The sequence below is a fragment of the Parahoeflea alexandrii genome (assembly GCF_027214025.1).
Classification (GTDB): domain Bacteria; phylum Pseudomonadota; class Alphaproteobacteria; order Rhizobiales; family Rhizobiaceae; genus Hoeflea; species Hoeflea alexandrii_A.
Map to the genome: position 1 here is coordinate 574,591 of NZ_JAPWHB010000003.1, position 22,685 is coordinate 597,275.

The window sequence follows — 22,685 nt, forward strand, 5'->3', positions numbered from 1 at the left end:
AGTGGCCGTCTGACCACATCTCGTCCGGTAGGGAACCGCCAGCCCCAGGCGGTGCTGTTTCAATCGCCGGCTCCGTCATGACCGCGGGGCTTGCAACCTGATTGCTTTATTGGCGTTCCAAATGTGGCCCGAATGGGGCGGCGGTCAGCCGATATGACGACCGATCTCAAGGAATTTCTTACGGCGGTCGGCGCGCAGTTCGTCGCCGGAGTGGCCGGACATCTCTTCGAGCGCCGCGGAAATCATGTCGCCGGCGCGGGCGATCACGCTTTCGGGATCGCGATGGGCGCCGCCCACCGGCTCCGGAATGATGCCGTCGATGACGCCCAGAGCGAGCAGGTCTTCGGCGGTGATTTTCATGGAGGTGGCCGCGTCGCGCGCCCGCGTCGAATCGCGCCAGAGGATCGAGGCCGCACCTTCAGGCGAGATCACCGAGTAGATTGCGTGTTCGAGCATATAGACCCGGTTGCCGGTGGCAATCGCTATCGCGCCGCCGGAGCCGCCTTCGCCGATGACGATCGACACCAGCGGTGCGCGGAGATTGAGGCAGGTCTCGGTCGAGCGCGCGATGGCTTCGGCCTGGCCGCGTTCTTCGGCGCCGACGCCGGGATAGGCGCCAGCGGTGTCGACCAGCGTGATGACGGGAAGCTGGAAGCGGTCGGCCAGTTCCATGATGCGGATGGCCTTGCGGTAGCCTTCCGGCCGGGCGGAGCCGAAATTGTGGCGGATGCGGGTCTTGGTGTCGTGACCCTTCTCCTGACCGATGACGACGACCGGCTGGCCCCGGAACCGGGCAAACCCTGCCTGGATCGCGGCGTCCTCGGCGAACTTGCGGTCGCCCGCAAGCGGCGTGAACTCATCGAACAGAGCCTTGGCATAGTCATTGAAATGTGGCCGGTCCGGATGGCGAGCAACCTGCGTCTTCTGCCAGGGATTGAGCTTGCCGTAGATCTCGGCCATGGCGTCACGGGCCCTGGTTTCGAGCCGGGCGATTTCATCGCCTGTGTCGATGCTCTCATCCTCGCCGGCAAGCTTCCTCAATTCGAGGATCTTGCCTTCCAGGTCGGAGATCGGTTTTTCGAAATCAAGATAATTGTGCATCGAGCTTTTCCACGCGGGCCATCGCATTTATCGTCGCCACGACCAGTCAAACCCAGTCCGGCATCTCTGTCACGCATTCTTTGGGCGTGCTGCGAGCGGGCTTAATCGCGACTTTTTGTGGCTTTTGCAAGGGGGTGGTGCTCATTGACCAATTGCCGCAGGCGCTCATCAAGCACATGCGTGTAGATTTGAGTGGTGGAAATGTCGGCATGACCGAGCAATTCCTGAACCGCACGCAGATCGGCGCCGCCGGCCAGAAGGTGGCTGGCGAACGCATGACGCAGCACATGCGGCGAGATCTTCGCGACGGGGATGCCGGCGCGGGCGGCAACCTCCTTCAATTCACGGGCGAAAACCTGGCGCGAGAGGTGGCCTTCGGCGGAGTTCGCCGGAAACAGGAATCCGGATTCCTCGGCGGTGTCTCCGATCGCGGCCAGCCATGCATCGAGGGCAGCGCGTGAGGGGCGTGACATCGGCACCATGCGCTCCTTGGCGCCCTTTCCCTTGACGACCAGAAACCGGCCCTCATCGGCCAGCACGCGGTAAGGCAGGCTCACCAGCTCGCTGACCCGCATTCCGGTGGCATAGAGCAGTTCCAGAAGCGCGCGAAAGCGGATGCGGCGCAAGGCTTCCTCCTTGTCCTGCGCCTTAGCGATGTCGGCTTCAGCCTGGGCGAGCAGCCGGGAGACGTCGTCAATGCTGAGCACCTTCGGCAGGGCGCGGGTCTTGCGCGGAGAATCGACGACGCCGGTCGGATCGTCATCGCGCAAGCCCTCGGCGTGCAGGAACTTGTAGAACTGGCGCAGCGCGGAGAGCCGCCGGGCCTGAGAGGCGGGCGAAAAGCCGCGGGCCGCCAGATCGCCGATCACGGCGCGGATGTCCTCCGCTTTTGCCTTGGCCAGGGACGTGCCGAGCGATCTGAGCACAGCGGAGGCGTCGTCAAGATCGCGGCGGTAGGCTTCAAGCGTGTTGTCGGCCGCGCCGCGCTCCGCGCTCATCATCTCGAGAAAGGCTTCGGCGTTTGCGGCGCTGAGATCGCGCATGAGCTGGAAGCGTCCTGTCAGTTGTTGAGTTTTTCGGTCGGGACGCGCACGGTGACTTCGCGGTCTACGGGTTCAACATAGATGACCAACGCGAACATGGCGCCATAGACGATGCCGGCAAGCACAGCGCACAGGAACAGGAACCGAAACAGGGAAGGCATGGGCACTCCGGCGATCTGGTGATGAAGGTGTTATGCGGCAGCGGGCGCTTGGTTTCAAGGCCGGCAGGCGAAGCCGGGCATGCTTGACGCGCCGACGGACATGGCCAATAGAAGGCTCGGGATCAATGACCCGAGGTCGGGGGAGAGAGTTGACGCAACCGGAAGCTATCGCGCTGGAACAGGATATTGCGAAGGCGCGACGCGTGCTCGGCCGCCGCAATCTGGTGTTCGTGGGCCTGATGGGCGCCGGAAAATCGGCCATCGGAAGGCTGGTGGCACAGATGCTCGAAATCCCCTTCGTCGATTCAGATCACGAGATCGAGCGGGTTTCCCGCATGACGATTCCGGAGCTGTTCGAGGCCTATGGCGAGCCGGAGTTCAGGGCGCTGGAAGCGCGGGTGATCAAGCGGCTTTTGAAAACCGGGCCTCGGGTTCTTTCGACCGGAGGCGGGGCATTCATGAATGACACCACCCGTGCGATGGTGCTGGCCAACGGATTGTCGGTCTGGCTGAAAGCGGATCTCGACGTGTTGTGGATGCGGGTTTCGAAACGGGACTCACGGCCGCTGCTGAAGACCGCCAATCCCAGGCAAACGCTTTCGGACCTCTTGGACCTGAGATACCCGATCTATGCCAAGGCTGACGTGACCGTTCAGTCGCGGGATGACGACAAGGACATTATTGCCGCTGAAACGGTCATGGCCATTGCGCGGCTGGACAGCGGCCAGGAAACGGTGCCGAGAACATGACCCATACCCTTCCCCGAGAAACCGTTCGCGTCGAGCTCGGCGAGCGCGGCTATGACATCGTGATCGGTCCCGGATTGATTGCCCGGGCGGGCGCCGAGATCGCGGCGCGCAAGCCTGGCGTCCGGTGTGCCGTCATAACAGACCGCAATGTGGCCGAGGCGCATCTCGACGCGTTGCTCGAGAGCCTTGCCGCCAGCGGCATCGAGGCGGCTTCGCTGGTGCTGGAGCCGGGGGAAAAAACCAAGAGGTTCGACGAACTCATAAGGGTTTGCGACCATGTGCTGGGTGCGCGGCTGGAGCGCGGCGATGCAGTGCTGGCGCTGGGCGGCGGCGTGATCGGCGACCTTTCCGGATTCGCGGCTGGGATCGTCCGGCGCGGCATGGGCTTCATTCAGGTGCCGACCAGCCTGCTGGCGCAGGTGGATTCCTCGGTTGGTGGCAAGACCGGGATCAATTCCTCTCACGGCAAGAACCTGATTGGGGTGTTTCACCAGCCCGACCTGGTGCTGGCCGATACCGACGTGCTCGATACCTTGCCGATCAGGGAGTTCCGGGCAGGCTATGCCGAGGTGGCAAAGTACGGGCTGATCGACCGGCCGGAGTTCTTTGCCTGGCTCGAACAGAACTGGCGTGAGGTGTTTTCCGGCGGGCCGGCGCGGATCAGGGCAATCGCCACCGGCTGCCAGGCGAAAGCCGACGTGGTGGCCGCGGATGAACGCGAACACGGCGCGCGGGCCTTGCTCAATCTGGGCCATACGTTCGGTCACGCGCTGGAGGCTGTGACCGGTTACGACGGACGGCGGCTGGTGCATGGCGAGGGCGTGGCGATCGGCATGGTTCTGGCGCATGAGTTCTCGGCCCGGATGAACCTTGCGAGCCCTGATGACGCTGCGCGGGTTCGGCGCCATCTCCACGAGGTAGGCTTACCGACACGCATGTCGGATATTGAAGGCGAGCTGCCGGCGACCGATATACTGATGAAACACATCGCCCAGGACAAGAAGGTCCGGCGCGGTGCGTTGACCTTTATCCTGACGCGCGGCATCGGCCAGTCCTTTGTTGCCGACGACGTGCCGGCGGATGAAGTGTTTCGGTTCCTTGAGGAAAAGCGGGCATCATGATCCTTCAAACAATAGGCGCAATCGTTAGCGAGCATGGGCTGACCATCCTGGCTATCCTGGCACTGATCGGATTGTCGGGTTTCTTTTCGGGATCCGAAACGGCCCTGACCGCGGCATCGCGCGCGCGAATGCATTCGCTCGAGACCAATGGCGATGCGCGGGCGGCCACTGTCAATACGCTGATCGAGCGCAAGGACAGGCTGATCGGGGCGCTGCTGATCGGCAACAACCTGGTCAACATTCTGGCTTCGGCGCTGGCGACCAGCGTGCTGTTGTCGATCTTCGGCGATTCGGGCGTTGCGGTCGCGACGCTGACCATGACGCTGCTGCTGGTGATCTTCGCCGAAGTGCTGCCGAAGAGCTGGGCGATCTCGACCCCCGACCGGTTTGCGATGGCAGTTTCGGGCGTGGTCAAGGTCTTCGTCGTGGTGGTCGGTCCGCTGTCGAGCTTCGTCAACTGGATCGTGCGCCACATCATGTCACTGTTCGGCGTCACCTTTGCGTCGGAAACCTCGATGCTGTCGGCACATGAAGAAATCCGCGGCGCGGTCGATTTGCTGCACCGCGAGGGATCGGTGGTCAAGGCGGATCGCGACCGGCTGGGCGGCGTGCTGGATCTGGGCGAACTGGAAGTGTCGGATGTGATGATTCACCGCACCTCGATGCGGATGCTCAATGCTGACGAGACACCGGAAGCCAATGTCCGGGCGGTGCTCGAGAGCCCGTATACGAGAATGCCGATCTGGCGCGGTTCGACGGACAACATCATCGGCATTGTCCATGCCAAGGATGTGCTGAGGGTGCTTGCGGAAGTCTCCAACGAGCCGCACCGCATGGATGTGGTCAAGATCGCCCAGAAGCCCTGGTTCGTGCCCGATACGACCAGTGTGCCGGACCAGCTCAACGCCTTTCTGAGGCGGAAGGCCCACATAGCGATCGTCGTGGATGAATATGGCGAGGTCGAAGGGCTGGTGACGCTCGAGGATATCCTGGAAGAGATCGTCGGCGACATTGCCGACGAGCATGACACCGAGGTCCAGGGCGTGAGGCAGGAGGCCGACGGCTCGATCGTCGTTGACGGATCGGTGCCGATTCGCGATCTCAACCGGGCGCTCGATTGGTCACTGCCGGATGACGAGGCGACGACCGTGGCGGGTCTTGTGATTCATGAATCGCAGACGATCCCCGAGGAGAAGCAGGCGTTCACCTTCCATGGCAAGCGTTTCATCGTGATGAAGCGGGAGCGCAACAGGGTCACCCGGCTGAGAATCCGGCCGATGGACAAGGCATGATGCCTTCCATCTCTCGCCGCCGGCAGACTGGCAGCGAGAGAGCCAGAGGGGCTACCAGCGGGTCGGTTCGCCCGGGGCTGAGGCTTCGACCGCCATGGCATGCAGCCCGCCATCGAGTTCGTCCTTGAGCAATGCATTGACGGCACGGTGGCGCTCGATGCGGCTCATGCCCGAGAATGCCGGCGAGACGATGCGGATGCGGAAATGGGTTTCGCCGGTGCCGTCGAAAGCATCATGATGATCGCTGCCTGAATGGTGATGCCCGGCGTGCAGGTGGCTTTCATTGATCACCACCAGCCGTTCAGGCGCGAATTTTTCTGTCAGAGCGGTTTCGATGCGGTTCTGGCGGGACATGAAGGTGCTCCTGGGGTATCGTGCGCGGTCACAAATTTCGGCTGCTGCGATTTGCGTGGTGGCATTCGAAGTCGAGACGGGGTACGCAGCTTGAATCACCCCTGTCAATCCTTGTTCGGTAACCTGTAGAGCACCATAATTGTCGATATGAAACTGGATTCCAAATATTTTGACCGCATCCGGGTCCGCCGCAAGGGCGCACGACCGGCCGAGCCCACGGCGCCGGAATGCCAGTGGGACGGGTGCACCAAGCCCGGCACACACCGCGCCCCGGTCGGCCGCGATGCCGAAGGGCAGTACTTCATGTTCTGCGTTGACCACGCGCGCGAGTACAACAAGGGCTACAATTACTTTTCGGGTCTCTCCGACGGCGAGATCGCGCGCTACCAGAAGGAAGCGCTGACCGGCCACAGGCCGACCTGGAAGATGGGCGTCGACCGTTCGGCGGCGAGCGGGCCGACGCAGTCGACCGCGAAATCCGGCTCCGCCGGAGCCCAGGCGCGGATGCGCGATCCGCACGGCTTCTTCAACGAAACCCGTCCCAACCGGCCAGTTCGCGCCCGCAAGGTCAAGTCGCTCGAGTCGAAGGCGTTCGATACGCTTGGCCTGGCCGCAAATGCGACATCGGCCGAGATCAAGACCCGTTACAAGGACCTGGTCAAACAACACCACCCCGACGCCAATGGCGGCGACCGCGGTTCGGAAGACCGTTTTCGCGCTGTCATCCAGGCCTACCAATTGTTAAAGCAGTCTGGTTTCTGCTAAGCGAACAGTCTAAAGCAGGATCGGACAGGAGAGACGGCCCGCGGGCTTTTTGAGCCAGGCCTTGGAGACATGATGAGCAAGATCGACCTCGACATCACCAACCTGCCAGACACCACCGTGAACGTGCGTGAGGTGTTTGGCATCGATTCGGACATCGCTGTCCCGGCCTACAAGGAGCGGGACGCCTATGTGCCTGACCTTGATCCGGACTATCTGTTCGACCGAGACACCACGCTCGCAATCCTGGCTGGCTTTGCCCACAACCGCCGCGTGATGGTGTCGGGCTACCATGGAACCGGCAAATCGACCCATATCGAACAGGTCGCGGCGCGGCTCAACTGGCCCTGCGTGCGCGTCAACCTCGACAGCCATGTCAGCCGAATCGACCTCGTCGGCAAGGACGCGATCGTTGTCCGCGAAGGCATGCAGGTTACCGAATTCAAGGACGGTATCCTGCCCTGGGCGTACCAGCACAATGTGGCGCTGGTGTTCGACGAGTACGACGCCGGCCGTCCGGACGTGATGTTCGTGATCCAGCGGGTGCTCGAATCATCCGGCCGCCTGACGTTGCTCGACCAGAGCCGCGTCATCAGGCCGCACCCGGCCTTCCGCCTGTTCGCAACCGCCAACACCGTCGGTCTTGGCGATACCACCGGGCTCTATCACGGCACCCAGCAGATCAACCAGGCGCAGATGGACCGCTGGTCGATCGTGACCACGCTGAACTATCTGCCGCATGACCAGGAAGTTGATATCGTCGCCTCCAAGGTCAAGGGATTTGCCAAGGGCGAGGGCCGCGAAACAATCTCGCGCATGGTGCGGGTTGCCGACATGACCCGTTCGTCGTTCATCAATGGCGATCTTTCCACCGTGATGAGCCCGCGTACGGTGATCACCTGGGCGGAAAACGCCGAAATCTTTGGCGATGTGGCGATGGCGTTCCGCCTGACCTTCCTCAACAAGTGCGATGAGCTGGAACGGGCGCTGGTGGCCGAACACTATCAACGGGCGTTTGGCGTCGAGTTGAAGGAAAGTGCCGCCAACATCGTTCTCAGCGCAACCGCCTGACGGATAGTTCCATGGCCGGACGCGGCGACAATTCCCGAGCAAAGCCAACCGGCACCGTTGACGCCGAGCCGTTCCGGCGGGCGCTGACCGGCTGCGTGCGGGCGATCGCCGGCGATCATGATCTCGAGGTTGTCTTCGGGACTGACCGGCCGGGCATTTCCGGCGAGCGGGCGCGGCTGCCCGATCTGCCGAAGCGGCCGACAAAGAACGATTTCTCCGTCACACGCGGCATCGGCGATTCCATGGCGCTGCGCAAGGCCTGCCACGATGACACGGTCCACGCCCGCATGGCGCCGCAGGGACCCGATGCCCGCGCGGTCTATGATGCTGTTGAGCAGGCCCGGGTCGAGGCGATCGGGGCGCGGCGGATGACCGGAGTCGGCGACAACCTGACCTCGATGCTCGAGGACAAGTATCAGCGCGCCAACTACCAGGGGATCGTCAGCCGCGAGGATGCGCCGCTTGAGGAAGCGCTGGCGCTGATGGTCCGCGAGAAGCTGACCGGCCGCAAGCCGCCGCAATCGGCCGGCCAGGTGGTCGAGCTGTGGCGCGATTTCGTCGAGGACAAGGCCGGCAGCGTGCTCGATACGCTCGAGGGCTCGGTCGAGGACCAGCAGGCCTTTGCCCGCGTCGTGCGCGAAATGCTCTCGGCCATGGAGATGGCCGAGGATTACGGCGAGGACGACAGCGAGCAGGACGACCAGGACGAGGTCTCGGACGAGGATCAGCCGCGCAGCGACGAGGAGAACGACCAGTCTTCGCAGGAAGAGGCCGGATCGGATGCCGCGCCGGCGGAGGAAAGCGAGACCTCGGAAGAGCAGATGGATTCCGGCGAGATGGACGGCGCCGAAGCGGGCGACGATGACACCATCGACGACAGCGACGAGGATGCCGACACGCCGGGCGAGACGCGCAAGTCCAGCGACCCGTTCGATGAACTCAACGTGAAGATCGACTACAAGGTCTTCACCACCGAGTTCGATGAGGAGATTTCGGCGGAAGAACTCTGCGACGAGGCTGAACTCGACCGGCTGCGGGCCTTCCTCGACAAACAGCTGGCGCATCTGCAGGGCGTGGTCGGACGGCTCGCCAACCGGCTTCAGCGCCGGCTGATGGCGCAACAGAACCGCGCCTGGGACTTCGATCTCGAAGAGGGTTACCTCGACAGCGCGCGGCTGACCCGGATGATCATCGACCCGATGCAGCCGCTGTCGTTCAAGATGGAGCGCGATACCAACTTCCGCGACACCGTGGTGACGCTGCTGATCGACAATTCCGGCTCGATGCGCGGCCGGCCGATCACGGTGGCCGCAACCTGCGCCGACATTCTGGCGCGCACGCTCGAGCGCTGCGGCGTCAAGGTGGAATTGCTGGGCTTCACCACGAAAGCCTGGAAGGGCGGCCAGAGCCGCGAGAAGTGGCTCACCGGCGGCAAGCCGGCGGCGCCCGGCCGGCTCAACGACTTGCGCCACATCATCTACAAGTCCGCGGATGCGCCATGGCGCCGCGCCCGGCGCAATCTCGGGCTGATGATGCGGGAAGGCCTGCTCAAGGAAAATATCGACGGCGAAGCGCTGATCTGGGCGCACTCGCGGCTGACGAGACGGCCTGAACAGCGGAAAATCCTGATGATGATTTCCGATGGTGCGCCGGTCGACGATTCCACGCTTTCGGTCAATCCGGGCAATTATCTCGAGCGGCATCTGCGCGCGGTCATCGAGGAGATCGAAACCCGTTCGCCGGTTGAATTGCTGGCCATCGGTATCGGCCACGACGTCACCCGCTACTACCGGCGTGCGGTGACGATCGTCGATGCGGAAGAACTGGCCGGCGCGATGACCGAGCAATTGGCAGCGCTGTTTGCCGATGAAGCCGGCGGGCCGCAATCCCGCCGCGGACGCAAGCGGGCGTGATCCGGCTGCGCACCATGGCGCGGCTGTCGGTCCTTGGCTCCGTCCTTGCCCTGTTGACGGCTTCGGCCATCTTCCCGCTCCGCGCCGATGATGAGAGCATCCAGATCAATTCACGGCTGATCCCCAATTTCAGGGTCGGCTCGGATCAGACCCGCTTTGGCGATTTCGAATTTATTGGCGGGCTGGAACTGAGTTCGTCGAGCGCGGCGCTCGGCGCGATGTCGGGGATCCGGCTGTCTGCCGACAGGAACCGGTTCCTAGGCGTGATGGACACCGGGTACTGGTATGCCGGGCGTTTCGAGCGCGATGCAGACGGCAAACTGATCGGGATTGCGGATTTTACGGTCTCGCCGATTCTCGATGCCGAGGGCGAGTCCTCGGAGGAAAAGTGGCGGGTTGATGCCGAAGGCCTGGCGGTGCGGGGCGACGAGGTACTGGTCAGTTTCGAGCGGCGCAGCCGGGTCGATGTCTATCCGGCCAAGGCGCCGGGCAGTTCCCGGCCGTCGGGATCGCTGCCGCTGCAGATTCCGCTCACGGAGCTGCGCAACAACCGTGGCCTGGAAGCGATCATGGTTGCGCCGGAGGCCTCCGCTCTCGCCGGGGAGGCGGTTGTCGTCTCGGAGAAGAGCCTCAATGCCAGTGGCGATATCTACGCGGCCGTGCTGACCGGGCCGTCGAAGGGCGTGTTCTTCGTCAAGCGGCATCCGCCCTATGATGTGACTGACGGTGATTTCCTGCCCAATGGCGACCTGTTGCTGCTGGAGCGGCGCTTCTCGATCGCCGAGGGCATCGGCATGCGCATTCGCCGTATCGACGGCAGCCGGCTTGGAGCCGGAAACCTGGTTGACGGACCGGTTCTGCTGGAAGCCGATTTCGGCGAGCAGATCGACAATATGGAAGGCCTGGACGTGAGCACCGACGATGCCGGGCAGATATTCGTCACGCTGGTATCGGACGACAACCATTCGATCCTGCAGCGGAACCTGGTGCTTGAGTTCCGCTATCTCGGCGACGACAGGTAATCGGTTTTCCGGGAGGGCGACCGCAGAAGCTTTTCAGGCGCGGCCTTGCGGCGCCAGGACCGGGATCAGAACGCCGTAGGGCAGCAGCATCGACAGTCCTACGATCAGCTTGACGGCGAGATCTCCGAGCGCCCACGACACCCAGCGCGGCAGTTCCATGGCAAACACGCCCAGCAGGGGTGCGGCTTCACTCGCAAATGCATCGCCCGGGCCGATGATGTTGGCCGCCTGCGAAAAGGCGAGGCCGAAGAAGACCAGGGTGTCGAGGCCGGAGCCGATGATGGTGGAGACCAGCGGAGGCAGCCACCAGATCCGGTTGCGCAGCCGGTCGAAGATCGAGACGTCGAGGAGCTGGGCCAGCAGGAATGCCGATCCCGAGGCTATGGCGATGCGCGGTGTTGCAAGCCAGACCGACAAGGCGACGGCGATCACGAAGCCACAGAACACCACCAGGCGGGCAGTGCCGGGGCCAAAGCGGCGATTGGCGAGATCGGTGACCAGAAACGCCACCGGGTAGGTGAACGCCCCCCAGGTCAGGAGATCGGCGAGATTGAGCGCGCCAAGAGCGTAATCGACCGGGAATTGAACCAGGAAGTTCGATGCCACGACGACGGCGGCCATGAGGGCCATGAACGGCAAGACAGAGGGGATCGTTCGCATTTTTTTATCCTGGGTTGATGCCACCAGTTGAAAACGATGAAGGCGGGCATGAAGCCCGCCATCATAATCGAGAAGCCTTCAGCCTGGTTCAGGCAGCGGCTTTTTCGTCGAGCTTCTTGGCGATCTGACGCTTGAGCAGACGCGCGCGCATGGACAGCTCGGCATCCTTGGCCTTGGCCAGGAATGCGTCGAGACCGCCGCGATGCTCAACCGTGCGCAGGGCGTTTGCGGAAATCCGCAGACGGTAACGCTGGCCGAGTGCATCGGAAATCAGCGTGACGTTGCACAGGTTCGGCAGAAACCGGCGACGGGTCCGGTTGTTGGCGTGGCTGACATTGTTTCCGGACTGTACAGCCTTGCCGGTCAATTCACAGCTGCGTGACATTTTGCACCTATATCTCTTCGCCAGCGGACGGGCGGAGCCAAACAGGAGGCTCACCCAAAGGACCGCAGGCCTTTATCGGAAGTCGCGTGTCTATAGTCAGACCAGCAAGCCGCGTCAAGCCGCCAATGACCGCAAACCCGCAATCCCGGTCGCCAAACCTCAATAAAACCGATTCTCGGCGTTGCAGTCGGCGGATGGCTGCGTGTTCAGTCTGGGTTCAGGATGGGAATTGGATAAACGTGGCAGATGAGATGAAGGGAAAGGAACCCCTATGGCACGTGTAAAGATGTTTCTGACAGGTCTGATCGTGGCTGCTGGTCTGGGAGCAGCGCAGCAAGCCTCGGCCGAGCCGGTGCAGGTAAAGACCGATTACAAGGTTTCGCTGGTCGGCTTCCCCGTGGCATCGGCCAATTTCGTCACCGAACTTGACGGCACGTCCTACAAGATATCGGGCGATATGCGATCATCGGCCTTCTCGGATCTTTTCTCCAAGGTCCGTGGCAATGCCAGCGTCTCGGGAACCGTCGCCGCGGACAAGCTGATGGCATCGGATTATCTCGTCAATTACACGAGCGGCAAGAACAAACACCGCACCGCGGTCACGTTCGTGAACGGCGCCGTCCGCTCGGCCACCAACGAGCCGGAGGAGAAGACAAAGCCGGATGACTGGGTGCCGTTGCTCGAAGGCGATTTGCGCGCAGTGCTCGATCCGCTCTCGGGCCTGCTGTTCCCGGCCGGAACTTCGGTCTGCCCGCGCAGCCTGCCGATTTTTGACGGTGAATCGCGGGCCACGCTGCATCTGAGCCCGAAAAGCGTGCGTCCCTTCCGGACGAAAGGCTTCAAAGGCGATGCAATCGTCTGCAGCGTCCGGTTCGAGCCGAATTCCGGCTACCGGAAGAACTCGTCCGGCATCAAGTATCTTGAAGGCGTAAAGGGCATGGAAGTCTGGTTTGCCAAGCACGAGAGCCTGGGGCTGTACGGACCGGTCTATGCCCAGGTGCCGACAAAGATCGGCAAGGTGATTGTTGCGGCCACGAGAATTGGCGGATAGGATTTGGAAATCCCCTGGGCGTGAGGATCGCGCCCAGGGGATTTCTTCGATTGCCTGAGAGCCATCGTTGCGCAAGCCGTTCAGATGCGGTGCAACGTGCGTGGTGGGAGTGACATGATGCGAAACATTCCCACGCTTGTCGGGTTCTCCGCCATCGTGATGTGGTCGGCGCTGGCGGTGTTGACGGCTGCCTCGGGCACAATGCCGCCTTTCCAGCTCTCGGCGATCTGTTTCCTGATCGGGTCGCTGATCGGACTTGCCGCGATGCTGAGGGATCCGAAGCGGTTCCGGGCCTTCAGGCAACCGGCCAAGGTCTGGGCGCTGGGGCTGTTCGGACTGTTCGGCTATCATTTTCTCTATTTTACCGCGCTCAGAAACGCGCCTGCGGTCGAAGCAGGCCTCATCGCCTATCTCTGGCCCTTGCTGATCGTTGTCGGATCGGCGCTGCTGCCGGGCGAGCGGCTGGGTTGGCATCATGTCGCCGGCGCCCTGATGGGCCTGGCGGGGACGGCGCTGATCCTGGTTCGCGGCGCCGAGGGCGGCTTCGGCGGCGGCAACCTGATCGGCTATGGCGCCGCGGGCCTCTGCGCGCTGACATGGTCGGGCTATTCGCTTATGTCGCGGCGGTTTGGCGCAACCCCGACCGATGTGATTGCCGGGTTCTGCGTGATTTCCGCGGTGTTGTCGGCGGTCTGCCACGTGCTTCTCGAAACCACGGTCTGGCCGGAAACCTCCGGTCAATGGCTGGCCGTCATCGGTCTCGGTCTCGGGCCGGTCGGGTTGGCCTTCTATGCCTGGGACTACGGGGTCAAGAAGGGCGACATCCAGGTGCTGGGCGTGGCGAGCTACGCCGCGCCGCTCTTGTCGACGCTGATCCTGATCCTGTTCGGGCATGGCAAGGCGAGCATCGGTATTGCGGTCGCCTGTCTGCTGATTACCGGTGGCGCCTTTCTGGCGGCCAAGGATCTGCTCAAGGGCAAGGTGCCTGCCAGAGGAAAGATTTCGGCGTGACCTGGCCGCTTGGCACCATAGGCCTCGTCGGAGCCGGGCTGTCGGCGATTTCGATGCTGGGTTTCGTGGTCTACCTGTTCATGCTCGGTCGGCCGTCGTCGCTGACACGGACCATTGCCAAGACGGTGGCTGTCGGGGCGCTGGCGGCTCTGGCGCTGCACCTGGGCGGTTCGTGGCTGCTGGTGCTGGCGCTGATCCTGTCGGCGCTTGGCGATGCGTTCCTGGCGCATGAGGGCGACGTGGCCTTTCTGGGCGGGCTGGGCAGCTTCCTCGCCGCCCATATCGCCTATGCGGTGCTGTTTCTCACCATTGGACCGGGATTTGCCGATGCGTCGCTGCCCGGGCTGCTGGCGGTCATCGCATTCGGCGCCGGCATGGGAACGCTGATGGTTCGCAAGGCCGGGCCGCTCGCCTTGCCGGTGGCGGCCTATGTTCTGGCGATTGCCGTGATGGGGCTTGGCGGGGTGACGCTCGGCGGGCTGGTTCTGCTCGGCGCGGCGCTGTTCATGGCGTCCGACGCCATTCTCGGATCGGAGAAGTTCCTCATGCCCGAAGGCAGCCGGCTGCGGCGGCTGACGAGCCCGGCGGTGTGGGTCCTCTACTACGCCGGACAGGTGCTGATCACGCTTGGCCTTTTGGCCTGACCGGGGCGCCTTCGAAAGGCGAGGGACGCCAGTCGGGCGGCGCCATCTCGAAGCTTGCGAATTCAAAGCCCGGCGCCACCGTGCAGCCGACCAGCGTCCAGGCGCCGAGCGAGGCCGCCGACTGCCAGCAATTGGCGGGCACGACGATCTGCGGCCGCTCGCCGGACGCCAGGTTCATGCCGAGCCGGTGGGATTGAGCATTGCATCCATCAGCCGAGAGCGTGAGAGCCAGCGGTCCGCCGCCGTACCAGTGCCAGATTTCCACCGCGTCGGTGACGCGATGCCAGTGCGAACAGTCGCCGCCTTCAAGCAGATAGTAGATCGCCGTCGAATTGCCGCGCTCGCCGCCGGCGCTGTCGCGGAAGGTTTCGCGATACCAGCCGCCTTCCGGATGCTCTCGCATGCCGAGAAGGGCGATGATCTCGCGGGCCGACATCGACGCATGCATGGTCAGAAACTGTCCTTGCGCCGGCGCAGTTCCGCAAAGACCTCGACATCGCTGGCGCTCTCCATGCCAAGCTGCTTGCGAATGGCCGGGTCGCCTGTCCGCATGAAAGGATTGGTGCGCTTTTCGAAGCCGATCGTGGTCGGAAGCGTCGGCAGCCGCTTCGACCTCAGTTCGTCGATTTCCTTTGCGCGCTTGGCAAGGGTCTCGTTGTCCGGATCGACCGAGACGGCGAAGCGGGCGTTCGACTGGGTGTATTCGTGGCCGCAATAGACGCGGGTTTCGTCGGGAAGCTCTGCGAGACGTGAAAGGGAGCCGTACATATCCTGGGGCGAGCCTTCGAAGAGCCGGCCGCAACCGAGCGCGAAAAGCGTGTCGCCGGCAAACAGCAATGCCTCATCGGGAATGTAGAAACAGACATGGCCCGCGGTATGGCCCGGCGTCGATATGACTTTCACGGTCCTGCCCGCGAAATCGAAGGTGTCGCCATCATTCACGGTCTGGGTCAGCCCGGAGATCTTTGCCGCCTCTGCAGCCGGTCCGATGATCTTTGGCGACCAGGTTTCGGCAAGGGCCGGGATGCCCTCGACATGATCGGGGTGGTGATGGGTGATGAACAGGTGCGTGAGCTTCCATCCATCCTGGCCCAGACGACCGGCGATCCGCGACCCGTCCGGGGCGTCGATGCTTGCAGTCTCGCCGGTCAGCGGATCATGCAGGATGACACCGAAATTGTCCTGCCTGCAGGTAAATTGCTCGATCAAGAGGCTGGTCATTGCATTTCTCCGGCAATCGTTTGAATCATCTTCTGCAGCATAGCCGTCGGGCCGTGCTGCGTCACCTTCGGATAGGCGAGACCTTTTCCAGCTCAAACATGGAATTGATTTTGTCATCATAAGGGCAGAGCTTGATCGCCACTTGCCAGTCATGAACCACCAAGGATGTGAGCTGACCGATGAAACTCTATTTCAGCAGAAATCCAAATCCTCGATTGGCGGTTGCGGTGGCGCGATATCTCAATGCGCCAGTGGAGTTCGAGTTCGCCGCACCGTTCGCAGAAGGGCAAGCCGAGCGCTTCTCCAGATTGAACCCTAATCTGAGCATTCCAATTCTGGAGGAAAACGGGACCACCCTCTGGGAGGCTGATGCCATTGCCTGCAGACTTTCCCGCTTCATGGGATCCAACTTCTGGCGCACCGGCGATGACGAACCGGACATGATCCGCTGGATCAGTTGGGGAAAGGCCAATTTTGTCCATGCCTGCGACATGGTCCATTTCGAGCGGGGGACAAAGCAGCGCTACGGAATGGGTCCTGTCGATGAAGGCAATGTCGAAGATGGATTGAGCCAGTTTCAAACTGCCTGCGCCATTCTTGAGGCGCATCTCTCGTCAAGAGAATGGCTTTCCGGTGACGCGCCCTCCTACGCAGACTTCCGCATGGCGACGTTCCTGCCCTTCAATGACATTGCCAAATTGCCATTGGACGGGCTGGATGCCATCATCCGCTGGTATGGTCGGCTGGAAGGGTTTCCGTCCTGGCGGGACCCGTTCGATGGACTGCAGGCTCGTGAACTGCCACCCATACCGGCCTGAACGAAGCCGGCACCAATCCAGGCTATGTGGTTCCGTTTGCGAAATGAGGGCTTTGCTGGTGTTCGGTCCGGGCGGAACGTGTAAGGTTCCGGTCTGTACCCGTTCGATCCAATCAGGCCTACAGTCATGCATGCCGACATCGTTGATTTGAGACAGTTCTATCATTCGCGGCTCGGCATGATTGCCGAGCACTCGGTCGCCATGGCGTTGTCATCGATCTGGGTGAACCTGCCCGGGGAGCGATTGATGGGCCTGGGCTACGCGACGCCTTACCTTGACAGATTCCGGCCCGATGCGGAGCGGACGTTTGCGTTCATGCCCGCAGGCCAGGGCGCAGTGAACTGGCCTGTCGGCGGGCCCTCCGCCACGGCGCTGGTGTTCGATGAGGAGCTGCCGTTGCCGGACGCGTCGATGGATCGCGTGCTGATGGTGCATTCGCTGGAATTTGCCGAGAACCCGCGCGAAACGCTGAAGGAGCTGTGGCGGGTGCTGGCGCCCGGTGGGCGGCTGGTGATCGTTGCGCCAAACCGGCGAGGCATGTGGGCGAGGTTCGAGCACACGCCGTTCGGCGCCGGACGCCCCTATTCGCGCGGACAGCTTGTGACGATCCTGCGTGAAAGCAATTTCACGCCCGGCGCCTTCGCCGAGGCGCTGTTCTTCCCACCCTCGAAACGCGGTGTGGTGCTTCGCATGCAACGTATCCTTGAACGGCTTGGCCGCAGACTGTGGCCCGTGTTTTCCGGTGTGATCATCGTTGAGGCGCAGAAGCGGCTTTACCAGGGCCTGCCGGTCGCCGCACGCGCTTCACGCCGGGTGTTCGTGCCGGTGCTATCTCCACAAACCTCGCGCGCCGCGCATCGTCAGGCCAAAATGCCCAAGTCACCGGTCTGAGGGACGCTCTCGACAAGATCGCTGCAAGAGGCTATTTCCGCCGTCTCAGCCTTGGTTTTCAGCTTGCAAGGAACTTTCTTCATGAGCAGCACCGACATGCCCCGCCCGAAACCGGGCGTAATGGATATCGCCGCCTACGTGCCCGGGCGCGAGACCGCCCATGGCGTTGCCAAGGTCTACAAGCTTTCCTCCAATGAATCGCCGCTGGGGCCAAGCCCCAAGGTCGCCGAGGCGCTGGCTGCAAAGAATGCCAACCTGGCCCTCTACCCGGACGGTTCCGCGCATGTGCTGCGCGATGCGATCAGCCGTACCTACGGGCTCAATCCGGACAACATCATGTGCGGCAACGGTTCGGACGAACTGCTCGGCCTGTTGTGCCAGACCTATCTGGCGCCCGGTGACGAGGGCCTGTTCACCGATCACGGTTTCCTCGTCTACAGGATCCAGATCCTGGCTGCGGGCGCCACTCCGGTTTCCGTTCCTGACACCGATGACCTGGTGGCCGATGTCGACCGCATCCTGGGTGCGGTGACTGAGCGGACCAAGCTGGTTTTCCTGGCCAATCCGAACAATCCGACCGGGACTTACTTGCCGGTCAGCGAAGTCCGCAGGCTGCATGCCGGTTTGCCCGGTCACGTGATCCTGGTGCTGGATGCGGCCTATGCCGAGTATGTGCGGCGCAATGACTACGAGGCCGGCATCGAGCTGGTTTCGGCCAATCCCAACGTGGTGATGACGCGGACATTCTCGAAGATCCACGGGCTTGCGGGCCTTAGGATCGGCTGGATGTATGCGCATGAAGCGATCATCTACGCCTGCAACCGGGTGCGTGGGCCGTTCAATGTCAACGCCCTGGCGATCACCGCCGGTGCGGCCGCGATTAGCGACCGGACCCATGTCGAACGGGCCGTCGAGCACAATGAAAAATGGCTAGGCCGCGTCGTCGAGGCCATCGAGGCCATAGGGCTGTCGGTGACGCCGTCGGTCGGCAATTTCGTGCTGATTCATTTCCCCACCACACCGGGCAAGACAGCAGCGGAAGCGGACGAGTATCTCTCGTCCCGCGGATACGTGCTGCGGCGGGTGGCGGGCTATGGCCTGCCGGATGCGCTCCGACTGACAATCGGCAGCGAGGAAGCCAATCTCGGCGTGATCGAAGCGCTGAAGAGCTTTATGGCCTGAATATCATGACCAAACCCATGTTCGAGACTGTTGCCCTGATCGGCATTGGCCTTATCGGCTCGTCGCTGGCGCGGGTGATCCGCGCCAAGGGGCTGGCCGGTCATGTTGCGATCGCCACGCGAAGCGAAGTGACACTGGAGGCGGCACGCAGGCTCGGGCTGGGAGACAGCTATTTCAATTCGAACGCGGAAGCCGTCGCCGATGCTGACCTGGTGATCGTCTCGGTTCCGGTCGGTGCTTCGGAGGCGGTGGCCCGGGAAATCGGGCCGCATCTGAAACCCGGCGCAATCGTCACCGACGTGGGCTCGACCAAGGCGTCGGTGGTGCGGCAGATGCAGCCGCACATGCCCGGCAACGTTCATTTTGTCCCCGGGCACCCGATCGCGGGTACCGAGCAAAGCGGTCCGGAGGCAGGCTTTGCCGAATTGTTCGAGGGACGATGGTGCATCCTGACGCCGCCGGCGGGCACCGATGCCGAAGCAATCGCAAGGCTGGCGGAATTCTGGGAAGCCTGCGGTTCGACGGTCGAGCAGATGGATCCCGATCACCATGACCTGGTGCTGGCGATCGTGTCGCATCTTCCGCATATCATCGCCTACAACATCGTCGGCACCGCCGATGATCTGGAAGCGGTGACGAAATCCGAAGTGATCAAGTACTCGGCCTCGGGTTTCCGCGACTTCACCCGCCTGGCCGCGTCCGATCCGGTGATGTGGCGCGATGTCTGCCTGCACAACAAGGATGCGATCCTTGAAATGCTGGCGCGGTTTTCCGAGGATCTGTCCTCGCTACAGCGGGCGATCCGGTGGAGCGACGGCGACAAGCTGTTCGAACTGTTCACCCGGACCCGCGGCATCCGCCGCTCGATCATCGAGGCCGGCCAGGACACCGATGCCCCCAACTTCGGCCGCAACGCGGCGAAGACGGACGCGGCCGAGTAGGCCTCAGAAAGCGGGCAATTCACCGAGCGGGATGATCCCGAGCGTGACCTGGCTGTTGCTGATGGTCAGGGGCAGGGTCGTGGCGTCGTCGCCCGGCCTTGTGTCCAGCGCCGCAATCATCGGACCAAAGCGCCGGATCAGATCGGCGCTGTCGGGATTGAAGCCTGCGACGAGATCGGACAACCGCTGCACGTTGCCGATGGTCAGTTCGAGATTGCCGGAGATGCGTCCGTCAGCCCCGACTTGAACCGGGCCAGCCAGCTCAAGCGAGGATGTTGCGTCGAACTCGATCTCCACACGGTGTAGCACTGCAGCAAAGGGGCCATGCAGCGGCGTGAAGGGAACCCGCAACATGTCGGACTTTCCTGACAGGGTCGCTTCAAAGGCAAAGGCCTTTGCGTTCAGTCCGGCAAAAAGCGTGTTGCGCAGGTTTTCGCTGTAGGCAGCCACATCGAGATCGGCGCCGTTTCGCCGGGCGTGTGCCGTGATCCGGTCCGCCTGCAGGGCGAGCCGCTGGGTCAATCCGGTACCATCGATATCGAAACTGGTGTTGCGTGCATCGATCGATCCGCGATCGAGCCCGTCGGAAACCGCCTGAATACTGGCCTGCAGCAGCTGCCAGTCGGCGCGCAGGATCAGGCCGGAGGCATCCAGAACCAGGGGGCCGTCAACCTCGGCGACGGCATGTTGCGGGCGGTAGACTTGCGCGGCCGAGCGGAATGCCCCGGCGGTGGTGGTGATGCCTTCGGCGGCGTTGGCGTAGGATAGCGCCTCGCAAAACAGGCCAACGCGGAAAGGGTATCCGCGGACATCCGCATTGGTGCATTCGGCTGTGGCGCCCGGGCCGACGATCTGCGCCAGGGTCGAGGGAAGGTGCTCCTCGATTTTCGCGGCGAAGAAGTACCAGCCGCCAGTCCAGAGCAGCCCTGCGGCGACAATCGCCCCGACAAGCCAGGCGAATTTGCGCGATACCGGAGACGAGACATTGGCGGATGATGGCATTGCGTTCTCCGTGCGTGGCCTGCAATAAGGGCCGACATGGCGGTTAAGCTTGAAACAGATGTTATTACGGCTTCCGGCCGGCAACATGGGCTGCGATATGGACGATTTTTGGGTGTTTGGCTATGGATCGCTGATGTGGCGGCCAGGTTTCGATCATGAAGAAACGCGCCAGGCGCAGCTGTTCGGTTATCACCGGGCGCTTTGCGTGCGTTCCTTCGTGCATCGCGGCACGCCGGAACGGCCGGGACTGGTGCTGGGGCTGGATCGCGGCGGATCCTGTCACGGGGTGGCGTTCAAGGTTCGGGCGGATTACCGCGACGCGGTCACCGGCTACCTGCGCGAACGCGAACTGGTGACCAATGTCTATCTCGAGACTACCCGCAGGGTGCGGCTGGATGACGGGCGGGATGTCCGGGCGCTGACCTATGTCGTTGACCGTGGACACAGGCAATATGCGGGCGCGCTGTCTGTGGACGAAGCGTTTTCACAGGTCTCGGGCGCTGTCGGGCAGTCGGGCCCCAACGAGGACTACGTGATCAATACCGTCGAGCATCTGCGGACACTGCGCATTCGCGACCATCATCTCGAGGCGGTCGCACATGCCCTCGACTTCCCGGGGCGCCTCGCCGGTCACTAAAGCCGCGGATCCGAGGGCAATGCCCCGAGTTCCTTGAGCCTGCGCCGGGCATCCTCGCGCAATGGAACCTGCGGGTTGGCTTTCACCGTCTCGACAAGCAGCTTGTCGCTGGCGGTTTCCATGACCTCGACCAGCTCGTCCATGAAGGCGTCGGGATCCATGCCCGGAGCAATCGGCGGCAGGATCTGCACCTTGAAATGACCGGGAAAGCGGAGAAACTTGCGCCTTGGCCAGAACAGGCCGGGATGCATGACCACGGGGACGACCGGCACGTCGAGGTCACGGTACAGCCGTGCGATACCGTATTTGTAGTCCGGCGGAGCGCCTGCCGGGCGGCGGGTGCCTTCGGGGTAGATGATGAGCTGGCGGCCGTTCTTGATCTCCCGCTTGGTGCGCTCGAGCACTTCGGCCATGACCTTGCCGCGGGCGCCGCGATTGACCGGAATCATCTTCATCTTGGAAACATACTGGCCGAACAGCGGAATCCACATCAACTCGCGCTTGAGGATGTAGAATGGATCGTCAAGCCACGGCAGCAACGCATAGGCATCCCAGAAAGACTGATGCTTGGGGGCAAAGATGTAGCCGCCTTCCGGGATGTTCTCGAGGCCTTCGATCTCGAATGTTGTGCCGACAATCTTTGCCTGAAGCCAGTGATTGGCCCTGACCCAGTTCTTGGGCACGCTCCATGCGGCCTTCCTTTCGGCAAGAAAGTAGTAGGGCGAGAACACGATCATGCGACCGATCAGGTTCAGGTAGAACGCGAGATTGAAGAGTATCGACCGAAGGGCAATCATCGAGGCATCCGGATTAGCATCTGGCTCCGCCAGCCAACCGGGCAGAACCTTTCGTCCGGGTTACACTATCGGGGATCAGCCGAAAACCTGTGGCGGGTGAAAAATCACTGCAGTTGAGCCGACACCGGAGCCTTGCCGCCTGCATCCGCCCGCAAGCCACTTGCAGGCTTGGCGCCGCTCCAGTAGCGCAGCCGGGCCAGCGAATACTTGGTGTATTCGACGAAAAGCGTGCGCAGCGCGATCGGGTCTTCCAGCCAGGTCTCGGTCTTGAGGTCGGTATGCGTCACCGGATAGGCCAGGAAGGTCACGTCAGGGCTGGCCTGGGACAGTTCGAGCAGGCTGCGCGGCATGTGATAATTGTTGGTGACCACCAGGATGCGGCTGTAGCCGCGCTGGCGGATCCAGCCTGCTGTCTCATTGGCGTTGCCGATGGTGTCGAGGGCTTCGTAGCCAATATCGACACAGCAGGCAAAGGTCGCCATTTTCGTGCCGGTGGCTCGCCGCAGTGCCGCGCCGCTTGTGGACGGGTTGACGCCGGAAATCAGCAGACGGTTGCCGACGCCCTTTTCAAGCAGCGCCAGGGCCTGGTCAATGCGCTGATACCCGCCCGTCAGCGCGACGATCGCATCGACTTGACCGGGCGTTTCCGTGGCTTTCAATTCCGCGATGGTGTCGGTGAACCGGAAGAAGCCCATTGCAATCAATGCTATGCCAATGATGATCGCAACCGTCAGGATGCGCAGGCCATGATGGCCCACGCGCCGGATGCGCCGGAGCGCGCCGGTCTTGGCGGTACCGGACGTCGCCGGTTCAGATTGTGCGGTTTCCAAGCTCATGAACCATGAATACCTTGAGA

26 protein-coding genes are annotated in these 22,685 nt (G+C 62.6%); 15 read left to right on the top strand and 11 right to left on the bottom strand.

Annotated elements, in window-relative coordinates:
- Positions 1 to 144: 144 nt before the first annotated feature.
- From O4H62_RS13220 to O4H62_RS13230, 3 genes are all read right to left on the bottom strand, one after another.
- Positions 145 to 1,101, bottom strand: coding sequence for an acetyl-CoA carboxylase carboxyltransferase subunit alpha (locus O4H62_RS13220; protein WP_269388441.1), 957 nt, complete (start codon positions 1,099 to 1,101; stop codon positions 145 to 147).
- A 101-nt stretch (positions 1,102 to 1,202) separates the two neighbouring features.
- Complete coding sequence (locus O4H62_RS13225) at positions 1,203 to 2,144, bottom strand: site-specific tyrosine recombinase XerD (protein WP_269388442.1); 942 nt, start codon at positions 2,142 to 2,144, stop codon at positions 1,203 to 1,205.
- Positions 2,145 to 2,161: 17 nt separating this feature from the next.
- Entirely contained in the window at positions 2,162 to 2,305 is a 144-nt protein-coding gene (locus tag O4H62_RS13230; protein WP_269388443.1) for a histidine kinase, read from the bottom strand.
- A 149-nt stretch (positions 2,306 to 2,454) separates the two neighbouring features.
- Between O4H62_RS13230 and O4H62_RS13235 the strand changes: the two genes are divergently transcribed.
- The 3 genes from O4H62_RS13235 to O4H62_RS13245 are packed head-to-tail and all read left to right on the top strand — an operon-like array spanning position 2,455 to position 5,467.
- Positions 2,455 to 3,054, top strand: coding sequence for a shikimate kinase (locus O4H62_RS13235; protein WP_269388444.1), 600 nt, complete (start codon positions 2,455 to 2,457; stop codon positions 3,052 to 3,054).
- The gene (aroB, locus tag O4H62_RS13240) at positions 3,051 to 4,175 is read left to right on the top strand and encodes a 3-dehydroquinate synthase (RefSeq protein WP_269388445.1); all 1,125 of its coding nucleotides are present in this window, start codon (positions 3,051 to 3,053) and stop codon (positions 4,173 to 4,175) included. Before O4H62_RS13235 ends, aroB begins: the two co-directional genes overlap by 4 nt.
- The gene (locus O4H62_RS13245) at positions 4,172 to 5,467 is read left to right on the top strand and encodes an HlyC/CorC family transporter (RefSeq protein ID WP_269388446.1); all 1,296 of its coding nucleotides are present in this window, start codon (positions 4,172 to 4,174) and stop codon (positions 5,465 to 5,467) included. The genes aroB and O4H62_RS13245 overlap by 4 nt, the downstream gene beginning before the upstream one ends.
- A gap of 51 nt (positions 5,468 to 5,518) precedes the next feature.
- On the opposite strand, the gene O4H62_RS13250 is transcribed toward O4H62_RS13245, so the two are convergent.
- Positions 5,519 to 5,821, bottom strand: a complete 303-nt coding sequence (locus tag O4H62_RS13250; RefSeq protein WP_269388447.1) for a BolA family protein — start codon at positions 5,819 to 5,821, stop codon at positions 5,519 to 5,521.
- A gap of 138 nt (positions 5,822 to 5,959) precedes the next feature.
- Between O4H62_RS13250 and O4H62_RS13255 the strand changes: the two genes are divergently transcribed.
- The 4 genes from O4H62_RS13255 (at position 5,960) to O4H62_RS13270 (ending at position 10,589) form a co-directional block, all read left to right on the top strand.
- A complete protein-coding gene (locus O4H62_RS13255) occupies positions 5,960 to 6,586 on the top strand; it encodes a J domain-containing protein (protein ID WP_269388614.1) in 627 nt (208 codons plus the stop codon).
- Between the two features lie 72 nt (positions 6,587 to 6,658).
- Positions 6,659 to 7,654: a cobaltochelatase subunit CobS gene (gene cobS, locus O4H62_RS13260; RefSeq protein ID WP_269388448.1), complete on the top strand. Its 996-nt coding sequence runs from the start codon at positions 6,659 to 6,661 to the stop codon at positions 7,652 to 7,654.
- Between the two features lie 11 nt (positions 7,655 to 7,665).
- Positions 7,666 to 9,567 carry a cobaltochelatase subunit CobT gene (gene cobT / locus O4H62_RS13265; RefSeq protein ID WP_269388449.1) on the top strand — a complete coding sequence of 634 codons (1,902 nt, stop codon included), beginning with the start codon at positions 7,666 to 7,668 and terminating at the stop codon, positions 9,565 to 9,567.
- Between the two features lie 14 nt (positions 9,568 to 9,581).
- Positions 9,582 to 10,589: an esterase-like activity of phytase family protein gene (locus tag O4H62_RS13270; RefSeq protein ID WP_269388616.1), complete on the top strand. Its 1,008-nt coding sequence runs from the start codon at positions 9,582 to 9,584 to the stop codon at positions 10,587 to 10,589.
- Positions 10,590 to 10,622: 33 nt separating this feature from the next.
- Here the strand turns inward: O4H62_RS13270 and O4H62_RS13275 are convergent, their stop codons facing one another.
- Together O4H62_RS13275 and rpmB are read right to left on the bottom strand one after the other, a co-directional pair.
- Positions 10,623 to 11,249, bottom strand: a complete 627-nt coding sequence (locus O4H62_RS13275) for a queuosine precursor transporter (protein WP_269388450.1) — start codon at positions 11,247 to 11,249, stop codon at positions 10,623 to 10,625.
- Between the two features lie 88 nt (positions 11,250 to 11,337).
- Positions 11,338 to 11,634: a 50S ribosomal protein L28 gene (gene rpmB, locus O4H62_RS13280; RefSeq protein WP_269388451.1), complete on the bottom strand. Its 297-nt coding sequence runs from the start codon at positions 11,632 to 11,634 to the stop codon at positions 11,338 to 11,340.
- Positions 11,635 to 11,905: 271 nt separating this feature from the next.
- On the opposite strand from rpmB, the gene O4H62_RS13285 reads away from it, so the two are divergent.
- The 3 genes from O4H62_RS13285 to O4H62_RS13295 all read left to right on the top strand — a co-directional run bounded on the left by O4H62_RS13285 (position 11,906) and on the right by O4H62_RS13295 (position 14,340).
- Positions 11,906 to 12,685 (top strand): DUF3108 domain-containing protein, encoded by a 780-nt coding sequence (locus O4H62_RS13285; protein ID WP_269388452.1) that lies wholly within the window; start codon positions 11,906 to 11,908, stop codon positions 12,683 to 12,685.
- Between the two features lie 117 nt (positions 12,686 to 12,802).
- Complete coding sequence (gene yddG, locus O4H62_RS13290) at positions 12,803 to 13,696, top strand: aromatic amino acid exporter YddG (protein WP_269388453.1); 894 nt, start codon at positions 12,803 to 12,805, stop codon at positions 13,694 to 13,696.
- Positions 13,693 to 14,340, top strand: coding sequence for a lysoplasmalogenase (locus O4H62_RS13295; RefSeq protein ID WP_269388454.1), 648 nt, complete (start codon positions 13,693 to 13,695; stop codon positions 14,338 to 14,340). Before yddG ends, O4H62_RS13295 begins: the two co-directional genes overlap by 4 nt.
- Here O4H62_RS13295 and O4H62_RS13300 read toward each other — a convergent pair.
- Positions 14,318 to 14,788, bottom strand: coding sequence for a cupin domain-containing protein (locus O4H62_RS13300; protein WP_269388455.1), 471 nt, complete (start codon positions 14,786 to 14,788; stop codon positions 14,318 to 14,320). The two genes, O4H62_RS13295 and O4H62_RS13300, sit on opposite strands and share 23 nt — an antisense overlap.
- A 2-nt stretch (positions 14,789 to 14,790) precedes the next feature.
- Positions 14,791 to 15,561, bottom strand: coding sequence for a hydroxyacylglutathione hydrolase (gene gloB / locus O4H62_RS13305; RefSeq protein WP_269388456.1), 771 nt, complete (start codon positions 15,559 to 15,561; stop codon positions 14,791 to 14,793).
- Positions 15,562 to 15,740: 179 nt separating this feature from the next.
- Here gloB and O4H62_RS13310 point away from each other — a divergent pair, with 179 nt between their 5' ends.
- From O4H62_RS13310 to O4H62_RS13325, 4 genes are all read left to right on the top strand, one after another.
- The gene (locus O4H62_RS13310) at positions 15,741 to 16,379 is read left to right on the top strand and encodes a glutathione S-transferase family protein (RefSeq protein ID WP_269388457.1); all 639 of its coding nucleotides are present in this window, start codon (positions 15,741 to 15,743) and stop codon (positions 16,377 to 16,379) included.
- Positions 16,380 to 16,505: 126 nt separating this feature from the next.
- On the top strand, positions 16,506 to 17,270 hold the full coding sequence (locus O4H62_RS13315; protein ID WP_269388458.1) for a class I SAM-dependent methyltransferase: 765 nt from the start codon (positions 16,506 to 16,508) through the stop codon (positions 17,268 to 17,270).
- 81 nt (positions 17,271 to 17,351) lie between these two features.
- Positions 17,352 to 18,452 (top strand): histidinol-phosphate transaminase, encoded by a 1,101-nt coding sequence (gene hisC / locus O4H62_RS13320; protein WP_269388459.1) that lies wholly within the window; start codon positions 17,352 to 17,354, stop codon positions 18,450 to 18,452.
- A gap of 5 nt (positions 18,453 to 18,457) precedes the next feature.
- The gene (locus tag O4H62_RS13325; protein ID WP_269388460.1) at positions 18,458 to 19,393 is read left to right on the top strand and encodes a prephenate/arogenate dehydrogenase family protein; all 936 of its coding nucleotides are present in this window, start codon (positions 18,458 to 18,460) and stop codon (positions 19,391 to 19,393) included.
- Positions 19,394 to 19,396: 3 nt separating this feature from the next.
- Here O4H62_RS13325 and O4H62_RS13330 read toward each other — a convergent pair whose 3' ends face one another.
- Positions 19,397 to 20,395 carry a DUF2125 domain-containing protein gene (locus O4H62_RS13330; RefSeq protein ID WP_269388461.1) on the bottom strand — a complete coding sequence of 333 codons (999 nt, stop codon included), beginning with the start codon at positions 20,393 to 20,395 and terminating at the stop codon, positions 19,397 to 19,399.
- 97 nt (positions 20,396 to 20,492) lie between these two features.
- Here O4H62_RS13330 and O4H62_RS13335 point away from each other — a divergent pair, with 97 nt between their 5' ends.
- Complete coding sequence (locus O4H62_RS13335) at positions 20,493 to 21,032, top strand: gamma-glutamylcyclotransferase (protein ID WP_269388462.1); 540 nt, start codon at positions 20,493 to 20,495, stop codon at positions 21,030 to 21,032.
- Here O4H62_RS13335 and O4H62_RS13340 read toward each other — a convergent pair.
- Positions 21,029 to 21,829, bottom strand: a complete 801-nt coding sequence (locus O4H62_RS13340; RefSeq protein WP_269388463.1) for a lysophospholipid acyltransferase family protein — start codon at positions 21,827 to 21,829, stop codon at positions 21,029 to 21,031. The two genes, O4H62_RS13335 and O4H62_RS13340, sit on opposite strands and share 4 nt — an antisense overlap.
- A gap of 104 nt (positions 21,830 to 21,933) precedes the next feature.
- Complete coding sequence (locus tag O4H62_RS13345; protein ID WP_269388464.1) at positions 21,934 to 22,665, bottom strand: YdcF family protein; 732 nt, start codon at positions 22,663 to 22,665, stop codon at positions 21,934 to 21,936.
- Between the last annotated feature and the right edge of the window lie 20 nt (positions 22,666 to 22,685).

Coding starts and splice junctions, on each gene's coding strand:
- cobT (WP_269388449.1), top strand. CDS start 7,666: ATGGCCGGACGCGGCGACAATTCCCGAGCAAAGCCAACCGGCACCGTT.
- cobS (WP_269388448.1), top strand. CDS start 6,659: ATGAGCAAGATCGACCTCGACATCACCAACCTGCCAGACACCACCGTG.
- aroB (WP_269388445.1), top strand. CDS start 3,051: ATGACCCATACCCTTCCCCGAGAAACCGTTCGCGTCGAGCTCGGCGAG.
- hisC (WP_269388459.1), top strand. CDS start 17,352: ATGAGCAGCACCGACATGCCCCGCCCGAAACCGGGCGTAATGGATATC.
- O4H62_RS13250 (WP_269388447.1), bottom strand. CDS start 5,821: ATGTCCCGCCAGAACCGCATCGAAACCGCTCTGACAGAAAAATTCGCG.
- O4H62_RS13300 (WP_269388455.1), bottom strand. CDS start 14,788: ATGCATGCGTCGATGTCGGCCCGCGAGATCATCGCCCTTCTCGGCATG.
- O4H62_RS13340 (WP_269388463.1), bottom strand. CDS start 21,829: ATGATTGCCCTTCGGTCGATACTCTTCAATCTCGCGTTCTACCTGAAC.
- O4H62_RS13270 (WP_269388616.1), top strand. CDS start 9,582: ATGGCGCGGCTGTCGGTCCTTGGCTCCGTCCTTGCCCTGTTGACGGCT.
- O4H62_RS13275 (WP_269388450.1), bottom strand. CDS start 11,249: ATGCGAACGATCCCCTCTGTCTTGCCGTTCATGGCCCTCATGGCCGCC.
- O4H62_RS13285 (WP_269388452.1), top strand. CDS start 11,906: ATGGCACGTGTAAAGATGTTTCTGACAGGTCTGATCGTGGCTGCTGGT.
- gloB (WP_269388456.1), bottom strand. CDS start 15,561: ATGACCAGCCTCTTGATCGAGCAATTTACCTGCAGGCAGGACAATTTC.
- O4H62_RS13315 (WP_269388458.1), top strand. CDS start 16,506: ATGCATGCCGACATCGTTGATTTGAGACAGTTCTATCATTCGCGGCTC.
- O4H62_RS13310 (WP_269388457.1), top strand. CDS start 15,741: ATGAAACTCTATTTCAGCAGAAATCCAAATCCTCGATTGGCGGTTGCG.
- rpmB (WP_269388451.1), bottom strand. CDS start 11,634: ATGTCACGCAGCTGTGAATTGACCGGCAAGGCTGTACAGTCCGGAAAC.
- O4H62_RS13245 (WP_269388446.1), top strand. CDS start 4,172: ATGATCCTTCAAACAATAGGCGCAATCGTTAGCGAGCATGGGCTGACC.
- O4H62_RS13325 (WP_269388460.1), top strand. CDS start 18,458: ATGACCAAACCCATGTTCGAGACTGTTGCCCTGATCGGCATTGGCCTT.
- O4H62_RS13220 (WP_269388441.1), bottom strand. CDS start 1,101: ATGCACAATTATCTTGATTTCGAAAAACCGATCTCCGACCTGGAAGGC.
- O4H62_RS13330 (WP_269388461.1), bottom strand. CDS start 20,395: ATGCCATCATCCGCCAATGTCTCGTCTCCGGTATCGCGCAAATTCGCC.
- O4H62_RS13225 (WP_269388442.1), bottom strand. CDS start 2,144: ATGCGCGATCTCAGCGCCGCAAACGCCGAAGCCTTTCTCGAGATGATG.
- O4H62_RS13345 (WP_269388464.1), bottom strand. CDS start 22,665: ATGAGCTTGGAAACCGCACAATCTGAACCGGCGACGTCCGGTACCGCC.
- O4H62_RS13230 (WP_269388443.1), bottom strand. CDS start 2,305: ATGCCTTCCCTGTTTCGGTTCCTGTTCCTGTGCGCTGTGCTTGCCGGC.
- O4H62_RS13335 (WP_269388462.1), top strand. CDS start 20,493: ATGGACGATTTTTGGGTGTTTGGCTATGGATCGCTGATGTGGCGGCCA.
- yddG (WP_269388453.1), top strand. CDS start 12,803: ATGCGAAACATTCCCACGCTTGTCGGGTTCTCCGCCATCGTGATGTGG.